The following is a 16062-nucleotide window of genomic DNA, read 5'->3' on the forward strand; positions in this document are numbered from 1 at the left end:
ATTGGCTGTGGTTTATCCCCTGAAAATAGGGAAAATCTGACATTTGGCTGAGTTTAATGACCCGTTTTGGCGACGAATCGGCCCCACGAAAATTTAATGGTTATTGACAGGCTAAATACATCCGCCAATATGCGCAAAAATCAAAATTAAGTTTCCCAAAGACGACGGCGCGGTTTTCCGTTCAAGCGCTGGTGGGCCTCCTGGAGCAGTTGGGGGATGGGCAGTTGGCTGGGGCAACGGGGTAAGCAGTCGCCACATTCTGTACAGGCATTGCCTTTTTTGCCAGGGAACCAATGGCCGGCATTTTCGAGCATCTGGTAGCGGTATTCGCCGTAACTTTGCATATCGTAGGCGATCGCCAAATTTCTGAGGCGGAGAATTTCGGGGATTGCAATCGCTTCAGGGCAGGGTAAGCAGGCGTAACATTGGTGGCATTCTGTCCCCTGGAGGCGTTGGTGTTGGTGCTGACTCAGGTTCGTGAGGCGCTGTTGTTCCTGGGGGGTGAGGGGCTGGTCTTGGTCAACGAGGGGCACCAAAACAGCCAATTCAGCGGGATTGGCCGCCCCAAAACTGAGGGTCGTAATCCGGCGATCGTCCAACAAAAAACGGTAGGTGAGTGCTAAAGGCGTGTCCGGTTGGCAGAGGGTCTGGAGGGTCTGGGGTGGGGTAAACAGTTGGCCTCCTTTATCGCCAGGGGAAATGATAAAAATCCCTAAATCCCGTGCCGCAGCAAGGGCGATCGCCTCGGCATTACGCTGAAAAAAATAATAGTAATGGAGGTTAACAAATTCAAAATAGCCCGTTTCGATGGCCGTGAGAATTAAAGGCAGGGGGCCGTGGGTCGAAAAACCAAGGTGGCGAAATTTGCCTTGCCGTTGCAATTGTTGGAGCGGCTCCAGACCCGTTTCTAGAAACCACTGGAGATGTTCCGCTGTGTTGATCCCGTGGATCGCCAGACAATCTAAATAATCGGTGCCTAAATTTTCTAGGGAAACCGTGATGGTCTGCTCAATTTCCGCCGCTGCCCCCTTGGGTAAGAGTTTGCTCGTGAGAAAAAAATTTGACCGGGGGAGACCCAATTCGCGAAAGGCTTGCCCCAACAAACGCTCGCTCACCCCGTAGCTCGGCGCTGTTTCAAAATGATTAATCCCCAACTGCCAAGCCCGCTGCACTGTTGCCGTCATGGTTGCGCTGCTTTCTAAGGCTCGCATTGTCCCCAGGGAAAAAATTGAGATGTCTAATTCTGTTTTCCCAAACCGTCGGTAACGCATGGTGATCGTGACTGGTGCGGTGCCTAGCCCTCTTCGATGGCTGCCATGAGAGATTCCGTAATATTAACCCCCCGGCGATCGCCCCGTTGTTGGTAGAGATCCCGCGCCATTTCTAGAGCTTCGAGGGCTTCGCGGGAACGTCGCCGCCCCTGGAGGGCCACCGCAAAATTGTAAAAGGCCGCCGGATCCGTGGGGGACAATTCCGTTAGGGCGCGGTAGGCAATAATGGCGTTGATATAATCCTCGGTCTTCATCGCCGCCGATCCATATAAAGCAAAGGCTTCGCGGGATTGGGGATCAACAAAACTAGCCTGCTCATAGGCGGCGATCGCCTGGGGTAACAGATTTTGGGTTTCGTAGATCTTACCGACCCGAATTTGCATCGCACTGTCGCGGGTGCTGAGGCGGCGGGCTTCTTCCAAGAAGGCGATCGCCTGGTCACGATCATTGAGACCAAACCACGTCACCGCTGCTTTAATGCGGAGTTCCGCGTCATTGGGCCGTTGGCGCAGCAAATCAGGAAACAGCACTGCCGCCTCTTGGTTACGTCCCAATTGCAACAAACTAGTTAAACTATTTTGCAGCGCCATGGTGTTGTTGCTGTCTTTAGCCAAAACTTTACGGTACGCGACCAGAGCTTGATCGTAGTCCCCGGCCCGAAATTGTACGGTCGCTAAACCCAGACTGTAGGCCAGGTTATTCGGCTGCAGTTGGGTGGCTCGCTGGTAGGCGTTGATGGCACTGCGGTTATCGCCACTTTGGGCCAAATTGAAACCCAGGGCATTGAAAAACTCTGCATTATCATCTTCTAATTCCGTAGCCCGGCGGTAGGCCGTCACCGCTTCTGAATAATTGCCCAGTTGAGAGAGGGCGTAACCGAGGGCACCATGGATCCGGGCGTTGTTGGCTTCTAGGGTGAGAGCCTGGCGGTAATGCTGCACTGCTTGGGCAAAATTCCGATTGGTCAGCTGTTCATTTCCCTGTTCGAGGAGGGCATTGAGTTGGGGATTAGCCCAAGTGACTGAAGGGGACAATACACCGAAGGCGATCGCCACACCGCAACCCACTAACCAACGAGAGAAACGAATACCCATAGTGAACGTAACGTTTTTTTTCAAAATGACGCATCCGATTCTAGCACGCCGCAAATTATGCTGTTGTCTGGTGCTTGTTCCCCTAACTTTCAAGAAACTCAAGAAAAAAGAGGCTTAAATTCGCCCCTTGTCTCGCCATCTTGCATTAGATCAGGAATATTTGCTGCCACAAAAATGCTTATTCTTCTTCGGTGGTGTGGTGCTCATCCCCGAAACCCATGGAACTCATATCCAGATTTTCCCGGACTTTTTGGGTGACGATCGCCGCAACGTCTGGATTTTCCTCTAGATACTTCACTGCATTATCGCGACCCTGGGCAATGTTATCCCCTTCGTAGCTGTACCAAGCACCTTTACGGGTAATAACCCCCGTTTGTTCAGCGAGGTCTAGCATACAGCCCACACGGGAGATTCCTTTCCCAAAGATAATGTCAAATTCGGCAATGCGGAACGGTGGGGCAACTTTATTTTTGGCCACCTTAACCTTGGCGCGGATGCCAAATTCCCCTTCGCTCCCTTTCTTGAGGGTTTGGATGCGTCGGATATCGAGGCGCACAGAAGCATAAAACTTAAGGGCTGTCCCGCCAGTCGTCACCTCTGGATTACCGTAACTGATGCCAATTTTTTGGCGCAATTGATTGAGGAAGATTACTGTACAACCCGAACGCCCCATATTCCCGGCAATTTTACGGAGGGCTTTACTCATGAGACGGGCCTGGAGACCCACCTGCACATCGCCCATTTCTCCTTCGATCTCTGCCCTGGGCACTAGGGCCGCCACCGAGTCAATCACAATCAGATCCACAGCCGCCGAGCGAACCAATTGGTCGGCAATTTCTAAAGCGGATTCGCCGTTATCGGGTTGGGCCACCAGCAGGTTTTCAATATCAACTCCCAAGGCGGCGGAATAGGTGGGATCCAGGGCATGTTCAGCGTCAATAAAAGCAGCGACGCCACCCGCTTTTTGGACTTCGGCGATCGCATGGAGAGCAACCGTCGTTTTCCCAGAACTCTCCGGGCCGTAGATTTCCACAATTCGCCCACGTGGGAACCCACCCCCCATCGCCTGATCTAGGGTCAAAGCTCCACTGGGGATTGTTTCGACCTTCATCTGGGCGGCATCCCCCAACCGCATAATTGCCCCTTTACCGAAGTTGCGCTCAATTTGGTTGAGCACTAGGTTTAGGGCTTTTTCTTTGTCGGGATTATTGGTGATGGCTGACATGGTTACCTCGATCGCCGTGGCGTAATGGGTCAAAGGTGATTGAATTTCTGAGTTCAATCGTACTTATGGTATCGCAATTTTTCCGGAAAGCGACCAGAGGATTTTTACAATCCGACAAAAGGCAGATCCAGGCGAGATTCCGGCGACAAACAACCCTCACCGGGATGATTATTTGGGCTGCTGGAAGTGGTAGATAGTCTGGGTTTTGACAGGGGCCGCTTGGATAAAGGTGGGTAGCTGGGGCCAGGTCAAAAATTCACGGTCGAGTTGAATTTGTAGCCCCGTCATCGGGTCATCCCCTGTGGCAATCATAAACTCCAATTCCGTGAGATCGTCCCATTGGGCAATGTCGCCAAGGAGGGAGGCGATCGCCTGGAGGTAGGGATGTTGCGTATCGGTGTACCAATCTGCGCGGGCTAACTTGGCCTGGTCGAAGCCTAGGTGAACGATTAACGGCGCATTGGAAAAGACCGCACTAGCGACCGGACGGGCTTCCTCCCGCACGAGTAAATGTTGTTTTTGGGTCAAGTGGCGGAGCCGTTCTAAATGTTCATAGCGCTGGGTGACATTATCTTTCCCTTGCCAACGGAGGGCAATGGTCGCTAGGTGGGTTTGCAGGAGCATATGTCCCAACTTTTGGGCCTTGGTATTGAGATAACGGGTATTAAAATCATTACTCTCAATCAGAAGCGGCACCCGATCGACCACCTCTAGGCCGTAGCCCTTCAGGCCCGCAATTTTCCGGGGATTATTGGTGATTAAACGAATCGCATGGACGCCAAGGTCATTGAGCATTTGTGCCCCCATACCGTAGTCCCGGAGATCCGCCGGGAAACCCAGTCGTTCATTGGCCTCCACAGTATCTAAACCCATATCCTGCAAGGAATAGGCCTTGAGTTTATTAATCAAGCCAATGCCGCGCCCTTCCTGACGTAGATAGACCACCACCCCTTGACCGGCATTTTCGATCATTTTGAGGGCGGCAATCAGTTGCATCCGACAATCACAGCGCAGGGAACCGAGGGCATCCCCCGTCAAGCATTCTGAGTGAACGCGCACCATCACAGGCTGGTCGGCAAAATTCTTCGGATCACCTTTCACAATGGCCACGTGCTCTGTGCCATCCATGGTGTTGCGGTAGGCATAGATCTCAAACTGACCAAACTCCGTAGGGAGCTTTGTAACGGTCTCACGGTAGACAAAGCGGTCATTTTCGAGGCGATAGGAAATCAAGTCGGCAATGCTAATAATTTTGAGGTCAAACTTTCGGGCATATTCAATCAGTTCCGGCAGCCGCGCCATGGAGCCATCGTTATTTTGAATTTCGCAAATGACCCCCGCTGGGTATAAACCCGCTAAACGGGACAGATCCACCGCAGCTTCGGTGTGGCCAGCGCGCTTGAGGACACCGCCGCTCCGGGCTCGGAGGGGGAAAATATGGCCGGGGCGATTGAGGTCTTCGGGGCGGGAGGTGGGGTCAATGGCTACCTGGATCGTGCGAGAACGGTCTTCGGCAGAAATCCCCGTGGTAACGCCCAGGCGGGGATGGGCATCAATGCTGATCGTAAAGGCGGTTTGGTTGCTGTCGGTATTTTTGTGAACCATCAAAGGCAGATCTAAGGCATCGAGGCGATCGCCGGTCATGGCCAAACAAATCAAGCCCCGTGCTTCCACGGCCATGAAGTTAATCATGTCTGGGGTGGCATGTTGGGCCGCACAGATGATGTCCCCCTCATTTTCACGATTTTCATCGTCTACGACAACGATGGCCCGTCCGGCTTTGATGTCGCCCAATGCCGCTTCAATCGAATCAAACTGCCAAGCTGTATCCACGTATTTTCCGGTCTGCTAAATGTAATGTTTCTTTAATATTTAGTCTCTATTGTAACGTTTTGCCGGGGTCGGTGCGGCCTAGATAATCACTTGGGGATCCTGGTGCTTGGGCTGTTTGAGTACGGGTTTTTGCTGAAGAAGTACCGAGAAAGTGACCGTCGATCCCAGGCCTTCGCCCATACTGTAGAAAGAGATTTTGCCGCCACAGGCTTCGACCAGTTTCTTGGAAATGGCGAGGCCCAACCCCGTACCGCCATATTTGCGGGTATGGCCACCCCGCACTTGGGAAAAGTTTTGAAAGAGCTTAGATTGCATATCCAAAGCCACGCCAATCCCGGTATCAATCACACTGATTTTGACCATCCCTGGAAATTGTTGATCGTCGTGGATAACAGGTTTGAAAACTAGCTCAACATTGATCGTAATACCACCAGCATTGGTGAATTTGATCGCATTGCCCACGAGGTTCAGGAGCACCTGAAAAAGACGCTGGTAGTCGCCGTAGAGGATGATATCGTCGTGGCTTTCGGGCACTAAAATTTCCCAGGTGAGGTTTTTGCTCTGTAGCTGAGGCCGGGCAAAGTTATTGAGGTTATCGAGCAGTTCCCCTAGGCTAATGGGCTGGAGATCGAGGTCGAGTTTGCCTGATTCAATTTTGGCAATGTCGAGGATATCGTTGATTAGGTTCAGCAGGTGGAGGGCGCTTTCGTGGGCGGCGGCAATGAAATCTAACTCTTCGGCACGGCTGTCGGTCATTTCATCGAGGACGAGGGTCAGAAAACCGATGATGCCATTGAGGGGGGTGCGGAGTTCGTGGGTGGTATTGGCGAGGAAGTCGTTTTTGAGGCGGGCGGCTTCGGTGGCGGCTTGGTGGAGTTGTTCGAGTTCTTGGTAGAGGGTGGCATGGGCGATCGCCGTTCCCAGTTGTTCGGCTAGCTCCTGGGCAAATTCTTGCTCAACTTCCTGCCAAATCCTGGGGCGATCGCACTGTTGCAGACAGATAAAACCATTGACACTACCTTGGTAGAGGGTAGGCAAGATAAGCACCGCTTGACTGTCGGCCAGGGCCGGGCAAAGGGTTGTTAAAGATTGGGAAACTTGAGTTTGATAAATTTCTTCGAGGACTGGGCTATCGGGCGATCGCCAACTAGCCCCAAGACAGGAGGGAACCGAGCTGCAACGATATTCTGCTTCGACCTGAAATCGGCTTTGGGTTGCATCGGCGGTCAACAATAAACAACGACTCACCTGTAAAGTTTTACCTAGGCCATTCATCGCCTCTTGACGAATCACCGTCAGGTCAAAGGTATTGCGGATCTTGCGAGCAATGCGACTGAGGGCTTTTTGATAGGACAGGGGAGAGAGGGAACTGGGGGCAACAGCCTGGGGGAAACCCACCACCAACAGTTGGCCCGCGCCGATGGCAGTGACCAAAAGCTTGAGGGGAAAAGTCTGGTCGGCCCATTGAAAAGTACCGTCTAGGGTTTCGGGGAGGCACCCCTGACCCACCCGTTGCAGGGCAGTTGTGTAGATAGTGTTGTCTACCGTGATCCATTGCTGAAAAATTTCTGTTGTCACCATTGCCTGGGGTTGGCAGCCAAAGGTTTCTGCCCATTGCCAAAAAAAAGCGGTACAAACCCCCATATTGTCCTGGAGCCAGATAATTTCTGCGTTGAGGGCTTGCCAATAGGCGAAGTGCTGCCGTTGATCTGCTGGTAGTTGAGGCGGAAAACAACCCATGGAGGCATTGAGTGAATATTGTCGAGATTAAGTCCGGGTATTTGATGACTAGCCCAGGCGATCGCAATGAGATCCGCTGCGCGGTGCGCTTTTGGGAAAATCAAACCCTATTGGGGATTTTATCGGACTTTTTCTTGATGGCTGACAAAGGCCCATTATGACTAACAATTTTGGGGGTAAAGGCCAGCTTAACAACAATATACTTACCTTTCTTAATCGTTCCATTCCCCCTTGGGCGGAACTGGAGGATTGCGCCGAAACCGTCGGGTGAGTTCATCATCGCGGACCCGTTCGCCCCGGAGCCACTGCTTAACGGCAGTTTCGATCACTTTGCTGGGGTCGTTAGTAAGATGTTTGATCTGATCGAGGACTTCTGGATCGATGTGAATCGAAATCTGGGTTTTTTCGGGCTGTCGTTGGGGGTCGGTGGGGTGATTTTCCATAGAAATGGCGGCCATTGGATGAGCTACATTCTATCAAAGGGCGTTTGGGTCTCTGTATCAAGGGGCTTGGGTAATTTCCCTAATCGAGGTTGTTATCTTTTGCGCCATCACAAGCTCTCTAAGAGGATGCTAAAGACTTTTAATGTAGGGTCTGCGGAGGCGATCGCCTTTGGTTAAGACCATGATGAAGGATTCATTTAGACAGCCAAAATTGTGACGGTTTCTTGATGGGGCTGCCATTTTGTTGCCCAAAAACAAGGAACCCCTCTGGTCTGGGGGACATAGAGGGGCATCTAAACTTATTGAGTTATTCAGTAATAACTGGACTGCCGGGGAGGTTCAATTTCGCCCTGGAGCAGTCGTTAGATTATTTAGGCGATCGCCGCAGCCATGGAGGGCACCAAAATTTCTTTGGGGAAACCGCGATCAAATTCGGTCATTTTACATTCCGTTGCCTGTAGCGCCTGCTGGAGGAATTTCATGGCTTCAACGGGTTTGCCGCGACCACAAAAGAAAAGATCAGCCGCAAAGTACCCATATTCGGGCCAGGTATGAATGGCAATGTGGGACTCAGCAAGGGTTGCGGTGGCTGTTACACCGTGGGGACTGAATTGATGGACACAGAGATCAATTAGAGTCGCTTCTCCGGCGGCGATCGCTTCGATCATGGCCCGACGGATACCTTCGGGATCATTGAGGAGGTTCGCAGGGGAACCCCAACCATCCACCACAAGGTGAGTACCCAATTTTTTCATTCTTTTTATCCTTACACTCCGAGTAAAGGGGATAAACTTTGCGTTCATATCACAAAGAAGATCTCAGTTTCAATGATTTTCTGAGGAAAATAAATCCGTATTTTTACTTAAATTTGGATCGGGGAAATTTTCGCACCGCCCCCAAGGGACAATCAGCAACTTGTTATACTGTGCTGATAAAAACCGTTAACGCCAAAACAAACTACTGATGCAGCCCACCGATTCCAGCAAATTCACCGAACAAGCTTGGGATGCGATCGTCAAGTCACAGGAGATCGCCCGTCGCTACAGACACCAAAATCTTGAGGTGGAACATCTACTCTTGTCATTGCTAGAACAGGAGCAGGAACAGGGATTGGCCCAAACGATTTTGACCCAGACAGGTGTCGATGGGATCAGGCTCCAGCAGCAATTAGAACGGTTTGCCCAGCAGCAGCCCAAATTAATGCGGGGTGATCAGCTCTATCTCGGTCAAGGTTTAGACGTGATGTTAGACCGGGCCGAGGCCTGTCGCAATAGTTGGCAGGATGATTTTATTTCTGTTGAGCATTTGCTGGTGGGCTTTGCGGAGGATGATCGCATTGGGCGGCGATCGCTGAAAAGTTTTAACCTCGACCCCCAGGATCTCGAACTCAAAATCAAAGCCCTCAAAGGTAGCCAAAAGGTCACCGCCCAGAACCAAGAAGAGAGTGGCAGTTCCTATGGTGGTAGTCCTCTAAGTAAATATGGCCGCGATCTCACCGAACAGGCCAAGGACGGCAAACTTGATCCCGTGATCGGGCGGGATGATGAAATTCGGCGCGTGATTCAGGTGCTTTCTCGACGCTCAAAAAATAATCCAGTTTTGATCGGTGAACCAGGGGTCGGTAAAACGGCGATCGCCGAAGGTTTGGCCCAACGGATTGTCAATGGCGACGTGCCCGAATCCCTGAAAAATCGGCAGTTGATGTCCCTCGATATGGGTTCCCTCATTGCCGGCGCAAAATACCGGGGCGAATTTGAAGCCCGTCTGCGGTCTGTGCTTAAAGAAGTGACCCAGTCCGACGGACAAATTATTCTCTTTATTGATGAAGTCCACACCGTTGTTGGCGCAGGTTCTGCTAATGGCTCGATGGATGCGGGGAATTTACTCAAACCGATGTTGGCACGGGGCGAATTGCGCTGTATTGGGGCGACCACCCTCGACGAATTCCGCAAACATATCGAAAAAGATCCCGCCCTCGAACGGCGTTTCCAGCAAGTTTTAGTCCAACAGCCCACCGTGGAAGATACCGTTTCCATTCTGCGGGGCTTAAAAGAACGCTATGAACTGCACCACGGCGTCAATATTACCGACTCCGCCCTCGTTGCCGCTGCCACCCTCTCCAACCGTTACATCACCGACCGTTTTCTCCCCGATAAGGCGATCGATCTAGTAGACGAAGCCGCCGCCAAACTGAAAATGGAGATTACCTCCAAACCCGTTGAACTCGAAGCCATTGATCGTCGCTTGATGCAACTGCAAATGGAGCAGCTTTCCCTCAAGGGTGAGGAACAACTGGGGGCAACTTCCCCGGCCTACCTCGCTTCCAAGGAACGTTTAGATCGGATCGACGAAGAAATTAAAAGCCTTGAAATTCAACAGAAAGACCTTTCTTCCCAATGGCTCGCCGAGAAAAATCTCATCGATGAAATTAATTCCCTCAAGGAAGAGGAAGAACAACTGCGTCTCCAGGTGGAACAAGCAGAACGCGCCTATGACCTCAACAAAGCGGCCCAATTGAAATATGGCCGTCTCGAAGGTTTACAAGCAGAACTAAGCCAAAAAGAAATCAAACTGCTGGAAATCCAAGCGGCAGGGGATGCGATGCTCCGGGAACAAGTTACGGAAGCTGACATTGCCGAAATTGTTGCCCGTTGGACAGGGATTCCCGTGAATCGTTTGATGGAATCCGAACGGCAAAAACTGCTGCAACTCGAAGGACATTTGCACGAGCGGGTGATCGGTCAGCAGGAAGCGGTGGAAGCGGTCTCGGCGGCAATTCGTCGTGCCAGAGCAGGGATGAAGGATCCTAGTCGTCCGATTGGCTCGTTTATGTTTATGGGGCCGACAGGGGTCGGGAAAACAGAATTAGCGCGGGCTTTAGCAGCGTTCCTCTTTGATAGTGAAGAGGCGATGGTACGCATTGACATGTCTGAATACATGGAAAAACATGCGGTATCCCGATTAATCGGTGCGCCTCCGGGTTATGTGGGCTACGAAGAAGGAGGGCAACTGTCGGAGGCGGTGCGTCGTCGTCCCTATTCGGTGGTGCTGCTGGATGAGGTGGAAAAAGCCCATAAGGATGTTTTTAATATCCTGTTGCAGGTGCTGGATGATGGGCGGATCACCGATTCCCAAGGACGGGTCGTGGATTTCCGCAATACGATCATCGTGATGACGAGCAATATCGGCAGTGAATTTATCCTCAGTTTGTCGGGGGATGATGCGAACTATGACAAGATGCGGGACAAGGTGACGGGGGCGTTACGGAAAAATTTCCGCCCAGAATTTTTGAACCGGATTGATGAACTGATTATTTTCCATACTTTGAAACGGGATGAGTTGCGGGAAATTGTCAAACTGCAAATTCACCGCATCGAAAAATTATTAGCCGACCAAAAGATTACGTTATCCCTCACGGATGCAGCCCTCGACCATGTAGTAGAAGCGGGTTACGATCCGACCTTTGGGGCAAGACCCTTAAAACGGGCGATTCAACGGGAATTGGAAAATCCGATCGCCAATCGCATTTTAGAAACGGACTTTATGGAAGGCGATCGCATTTTAGTTGATTGCGTCGAGGGTGCCTTGGTTTTTGATCGGCAACGACCCGAACGAGAAGTGCCAGAGGTGATTGCGGAAGAGGCGATCGCCCCAGCACCGGAAGAGCAACCCATAGAAACAGAAGAGGCATCTATAACAGAAGCAGAAATTCTTCCTGTCGTCGCACCGGATGAAATCATGGTTGCAGAGGCTGAACTTGATGAACCCGATGATGATTGGGGTGAAGATGAGACGACTGTTTCCTTTGATGCCGAACAGCCCGATGATCAATGGTTTGGGACAGATGAGCCAGAGCAAACAGCCAATGGCGTAGAATACCCGACCAGAGAAACAAATCCTCCAGCCTATGTTGGTGCTGATTCTGACTCAGAAGAAAATTGGTTAGATTCTATCTAGGTGTTGAGGCAAAAGGATAATGTTAAGCTTGAATTATTCTTGAGTGTTATGTACAAAGAAATACTTTGTAACTTGCTAAAGTTATCCTTCTAAAATTTATAAAACTTCAAAAAAACTGGTATCCATATAGGAGATAATGGGCGAAGAAACACAATGTTTTGAGTGCCGTGATTCCTGATCCTAGTTCATTTCGTAACGAAACAGAAGTCGAAAGTAAATTAATTGTCCATTACTTATTGCCAAAATTAGGTTATCCGCCTAACACTTGGTACCAAGAAGTTGCCTTTGGCAATATTCGTCTTGATTTTATGGCGTTTACCGCGACGGTAATGCCTTTCACTTGGGATAGTAGCTCTCCTCTAAATCTTATTATTGAAGCCAAAAGTCCGAGAGAAAATTTAGATCGTCATGTGCCTCGTCTAAGAACCTATTTGACCAGTTTAAAGTCTCCCTATGGAATATTAACGAATGGCAAAGATTTTCGTATTTACGAACGAGATGGCTCAAAAATAGATCTGTGTTTTCAATGCTCAGGATCAGAAATTGATGCTAACCTAGAAAAAATCAAATTTTTAGTTGGTCGTAAAAGTTTAAAACCCGTTCCCAGTAGTCGAAAAAAGTCTGAAATTCAACCAGAAAAAAATTTAACCGCGCGAAAAAATCGTATGAAAATCATCGCTGTTTATCACAATAAAGGCGGAGTTGGCAAAACAACAACAGTAGTCAATCTCGCCGCCGCATTGCAGAAGCAAGGCAAACGGATTTTAATTGTTGATTTGGATAGCCAAGCAAATACGACTTATGCAACTGGTTTGGCAAAATTTCTTGATGAGAAAGACGATGACCTTAAAAATAACAATATTTTGCAACTCATTCAATCTAGAGAAAAATATCCAGTCAAAGCAGTTGCAAGACCCTCAACTTACGTATCCCAAGGTATTGATGTAATCCCATCTCATATTGAGATGATGAAATATGAATCGGAATTAACCCGGATTGAACCAGCCAAAACTCGACTATTATCTAAGCTAAAAGATGTCAAGAATGATTATGATATTGTTCTAATTGATACTCCTCCCTCACTTAATTTGTATGCTCGTATTGCTTTACTAAGTGCAGGTTATCTAATCATTCCTTCAGACCTTAAACCATTTGCCAATGAGGGTTTAAATAATGTCAAAGATTTTATCGCGGATATAAACGAAGCCAAAGATATGTTTGGCATGTCTCCTTTGAAAATCTTAGGTGTTTTACCGTCGAAGATTTCAACGAATGCTCGCTTTCTCCAATATACATATCCCAAACGTCGCAGAATGGTCGAACAACGTTATGGTTTTCCCCTAATGTCTGCGGCAATTTATGAACGAGAAGATCTTGCCAAAGCGTTGGAAAATACCTTGGAGTATGGAGAAGAAGATATTCCGGATCCCCTCTCTATTTTTGACTATAAATCAGATTCTGTATCAGCCCATGAATTTGCAATGCTAGCTAGTGAAGTATTAGAGAAAATCAATTAAATTATGCTAGAAAACCTTTTAAAAATTCAACTAATTGATATTCTATCTGTTGATAGCCCAGAACCCCGATCTGGTTTTTCTAAGGATAAAATTGAAGCTTTGGCCAATAGTTTTTTAACCGTCGGTGGGAACTCTCAACCTATTCTTGTTCAACGCTTAGATTTTGATTCATTTACCGTTGTTTCTGGACATTTAGAATATTATGCAGCAGTCCGAGCCAGAGAAATCAATGATGATTTTGAGATGATTAACGCGATCATTATTACTCCTGAAAATGAAGTGCAGATCAAGCATCAATATGATTATTTAAATACTGTGCAAGAAAGTTCTGCGACTAACTCTTTGGAGCATAGTTTAAACAAAAATGAAATTGCTAATTTAGAAAAAAATCTTTTAGCTCACCTTCAAGATCAACTTAAATTTGAAGTTTCTCGCTTAGAAAATAATTTATCGAGAAATCTTGAGCAAAAATTTGATGGTGTTAAAATTCTTGTGCCTCGTGATGAGGATCACCTAGAAGCCTTTAATGCTTCTGATTTCAAAATTTTAGTCGATAAACTAGGTTCTGCTGGCTTTACTGGTAAGAAAGGTCAGAAAATGGCAACAGCAATTATTCAAGAGAGAAAAAAAAGTCGCTTTAGTTCTTTGGGAGAAATTATTAACAGAGTGCGGTTACAGAACAAAAATAGAGCTATTACTGAAACTTCAATGGTAAAAATTCTAGATGCTTGGAATCGATTTATTGATGTAGAAGAAACTAAATAAAAGAAAAAGCCTTTGGAATATTCCAAAAGCTTTTTTTTATGCTCATTTAAAGAATGGAGTTAAGCAGTTTGCAATAGACCACTATGGCGAAGCAAAGGTTCTGTTTGCGGTTCTCGACCCCGGAATTTCTTGAAAACTTCCAAGGGATGGAGACTGCCGCCTAAACCGAGGATCGTTTCGCGGAATTGTCTACCCACATCGGCGATCGCCACCGTATCTTCGAGGCCAGCTTCTTCAAAGGCCGCAAACGCATCAGCACTAAGCACTTCCGCCCACTTGTAGCTGTAATAGCCCGCTGCATAGCCCCCCGCAAAGATATGGCCAAAGGCACAGAGGAACGAATCTTCCGGCAATGGTTTCATAACGGTGGTGGTTTCAGCAAGGCGATCGCGCACCTGTTCCGGGGTCTCACCACTGGCCGGATCATATTTCGCGTGCAGTTCGATGTCGAGCAAACTAAAGTGCAACTGCCGCAGCATCGCCGAGCCACTCATGTAAGTGCGGGCAGCCAGGAGCTTTTGGTAATAGTGTTCTGGCAGCGTTTCTCCCGTTTCGTAATGCTTCGCCATCCCGAATAGCGTTTCCCGGTGGTAGCACCAATTTTCCATAAACTGACTGGGCAACTCCACCGCATCCCATTCGACATTATTAATGCCCGCCGCACCGGGGTAATCCACATGGGTCAACATATGCTGTAACCCGTGGCCAAACTCATGGAAGAGGGTTTCCACTTCCCCAAAGGTCATCAAACTGGGTTTGCCATCGACGGGAGGCGTTTGGTTACAAATCAGATAAGCCACAGGTAAACGGGTAACGGTGTGACCATTGACCACCAACTTCGCGCGACCGACACAATCATTCATCCAAGCCCCACCGCGTTTTTCTGCCGGACGACTGTAGGGATCAAGGTAAAAACTGGCAATTTGTGCCCCAGACTCGTCGTTAATTTTGAAATAACGCACATCTTCATGCCATACGGGCGCGTCTCCATCAGCAGCGGTAATTTCAACGGAAAACAAGCGTTGCGCTAGGCCAAACAAACCCTCTAAGACCCGCCCCAGGGAAAAATAAGGGCGCAATTCTTCGGCGGTAAAGCCAAACTTTTCTTCCCGTTGTTTCTCTGACCAGTAAGCCATATCCCAGTGGGCCAAGTCAGCCTGTCCCGAAAAGGTTTTTAGGGTCGCCAATTCTTGTTGAGCGGCCTCGAAACTCACTTGGCGCAACTCTTCCATGAGTTGTTCAACGGCGGCCACACTCGGTGCCATTTTCCGGGCTAGACTCAGTTCAGCGTAATTTTCAAAGCCTAAAATTTGGGCCTTTTGTTTACGCAACTCAAGGATGCGATCAATGTGGGGGTGATTATCAAATTCCCCAGAGGAAGCCTTCGAGACTGCTGCTTTGTAGACTTTTTCCCGCAGTTCCCGGTTTTCGGCATATTTCAAAAAGGGGAGATAGCTGGGGTAATCAAGGGTAATGACCCAGGGGCCATTTTCTGGGGTCGCGTTTTCTTCCCCTTCACTGCGGGCGGTTTGGGCGGCGAGACTCAGGGCGCTATCGGGTAAACCGGCGATATCTTCTTTATCGGTCAGTTTGAGTTTAAAGGCCTTGGTCGCATCGAGGACATTATTTGAAAATTTCGTTGAAAGATCCGCTAATTCTAATTGGATCGCGTTGAATTTCTCTTTTGCTTCTCCTTCAAGGCTCACCCCAGCGAGTTCGGCTTCCTTGAGGGCGGTTTCGATAATGCGTTGCTGGGCGGGTTCTAGTTTGTCCCATTGGTCACTTTCGCGGATCGCTTTGTAACCTTCGTAGATGGGGCGACTTTGGCTCCAGCGATTAATAAACTGCACCACGGCGGGTTGCATTTTTTCGTAGGCGGCACGCAGTTCTGTACTATTTTTGACACTCATGAGATGACCGATCACCCCCCAAGTCCACATCAGCTTTTCTTCGAGCTGGGTAAGGGGTTCGACAAAGTCTGTCCAGGTGGGTTTGAGGTTCGTCTCAAGATCGCTGACCTGTTGCTCTAGTTCCGCCAGAAGAGTGGTGACAGCGGGTTCAACGTGCTCGGCTTTGATCTCGGCGAAGGGGGGCAGACCATGGCCGATGAGGAGGGGATTCTGGGTCATATGCGGTTAATTTTTCTGATGTTTACGCTATTTCCCATTATGACAGCAAGTTTTTGGGGAAGGCAGTGGGGATATCTGGGCATGGTTG

Annotated in this window: 11 protein-coding genes; 3 read left to right on the forward strand and 8 right to left on the reverse strand. The window is 49.1% G+C overall.

What is annotated here, in order from left to right:
* Positions 1–146: 146 nt before the first annotated feature.
* The 7 genes from AWQ23_RS02270 to speD all read right to left on the reverse strand — a co-directional run bounded on the left by AWQ23_RS02270 (position 147) and on the right by speD (position 8361).
* Positions 147–1271, reverse strand: a complete 1125-nt coding sequence (locus AWQ23_RS02270) for an aldo/keto reductase (RefSeq protein ID WP_062432109.1) — start codon at positions 1269–1271, stop codon at positions 147–149.
* A gap of 23 nt (positions 1272–1294) precedes the next feature.
* Positions 1295–2365 (reverse strand): tetratricopeptide repeat protein, encoded by a 1071-nt coding sequence (locus AWQ23_RS02275; protein WP_232308948.1) that lies wholly within the window; start codon positions 2363–2365, stop codon positions 1295–1297.
* A 178-nt stretch (positions 2366–2543) separates the two neighbouring features.
* Entirely contained in the window at positions 2544–3590 is a 1047-nt protein-coding gene (gene recA, locus AWQ23_RS02280; RefSeq protein ID WP_030007051.1) for a recombinase RecA, read from the reverse strand.
* 168 nt (positions 3591–3758) lie between these two features.
* A complete protein-coding gene (ribBA, locus tag AWQ23_RS02285; protein ID WP_062432115.1) occupies positions 3759–5423 on the reverse strand; it encodes a bifunctional 3,4-dihydroxy-2-butanone-4-phosphate synthase/GTP cyclohydrolase II in 1665 nt (554 codons plus the stop codon).
* Between the two features lie 78 nt (positions 5424–5501).
* Entirely contained in the window at positions 5502–7163 is a 1662-nt protein-coding gene (locus tag AWQ23_RS02290) for an ATP-binding protein (RefSeq protein WP_062432118.1), read from the reverse strand.
* 212 nt (positions 7164–7375) lie between these two features.
* The gene (locus AWQ23_RS02295) at positions 7376–7606 is read right to left on the reverse strand and encodes a hypothetical protein (protein WP_030007054.1); all 231 of its coding nucleotides are present in this window, start codon (positions 7604–7606) and stop codon (positions 7376–7378) included.
* 371 nt (positions 7607–7977) lie between these two features.
* Complete coding sequence (gene speD, locus AWQ23_RS02300) at positions 7978–8361, reverse strand: adenosylmethionine decarboxylase (protein WP_041443332.1); 384 nt, start codon at positions 8359–8361, stop codon at positions 7978–7980.
* A 208-nt stretch (positions 8362–8569) separates the two neighbouring features.
* Here speD and clpB point away from each other — a divergent pair, with 208 nt between their 5' ends.
* The 3 genes from clpB to AWQ23_RS02315 all read left to right on the forward strand — a co-directional run bounded on the left by clpB (position 8570) and on the right by AWQ23_RS02315 (position 13845).
* A complete protein-coding gene (clpB, locus tag AWQ23_RS02305) occupies positions 8570–11563 on the forward strand; it encodes an ATP-dependent chaperone ClpB (protein ID WP_062432121.1) in 2994 nt (997 codons plus the stop codon).
* Positions 11564–11730: 167 nt separating this feature from the next.
* Positions 11731–13080 carry an AAA family ATPase gene (locus tag AWQ23_RS02310; RefSeq protein ID WP_062436466.1) on the forward strand — a complete coding sequence of 450 codons (1350 nt, stop codon included), beginning with the start codon at positions 11731–11733 and terminating at the stop codon, positions 13078–13080.
* Between the two features lie 3 nt (positions 13081–13083).
* A complete protein-coding gene (locus tag AWQ23_RS02315; protein WP_062432124.1) occupies positions 13084–13845 on the forward strand; it encodes a hypothetical protein in 762 nt (253 codons plus the stop codon).
* Positions 13846–13904: 59 nt separating this feature from the next.
* Here AWQ23_RS02315 and AWQ23_RS02320 read toward each other — a convergent pair whose 3' ends face one another.
* Positions 13905–15974 carry a M3 family metallopeptidase gene (locus AWQ23_RS02320; RefSeq protein ID WP_062432128.1) on the reverse strand — a complete coding sequence of 690 codons (2070 nt, stop codon included), beginning with the start codon at positions 15972–15974 and terminating at the stop codon, positions 13905–13907.
* Positions 15975–16062 lie beyond the last annotated feature (88 nt).

Origin of the sequence: Picosynechococcus sp. PCC 73109, from assembly GCF_001521855.1 — a bacterium.
Lineage (GTDB): Bacteria > Cyanobacteriota > Cyanobacteriia > Cyanobacteriales > MRBY01 > MRBY01.